Raw genomic sequence first — 352 nt, 5'->3', positions numbered from 1 at the left:
ACGGACTTCCTCTGGGTATCTGGGATAAGTATCGCACGCGATTTAATTGGGAGTTAAAGTGGGATTTACCTAAGGGCTATGAAGTTTATCAGTATAAGGTTGAAATGTACAATGCAGAAAGAGTTAATCCTATTTTGTTTTTTAAGGAGAACCCATTGAATCCCTTCAAGGGAAGGGCTAAGGCTATTCCAGTGTTTACGAGATTAAATATCAATAAAAAGGGAACAAAACAGATAGATTACGTAGTTATGCGTTACGATTTTGAAGAGATGTATGCGTTAATGAGTAAGGTTTCAAGTCCAGAAACACCAATTACCATACATATCAAAGTGAACGATGATTTCTCTACAGA

1 protein-coding gene is annotated in these 352 nt (G+C 36.6%); it reads left to right on the top strand.

Going from position 1 to position 352, the window contains the following annotated elements; genetic code table 11:
• The coding region (locus tag GJV76_RS15845; RefSeq protein ID WP_230381588.1) for a hypothetical protein at nt 1-352 on the top strand (352 nt) is incomplete at both ends.

The sequence above is a fragment of the Myroides albus genome, assembly GCF_009711045.1.
Taxonomy (GTDB): Bacteria; Bacteroidota; Bacteroidia; order Flavobacteriales; family Flavobacteriaceae; genus Flavobacterium; species Flavobacterium album_A.
The sequence above is the reverse complement of the archived record's forward strand: the minus strand, read 5'-3'. Positions and strand labels throughout refer to the sequence as shown.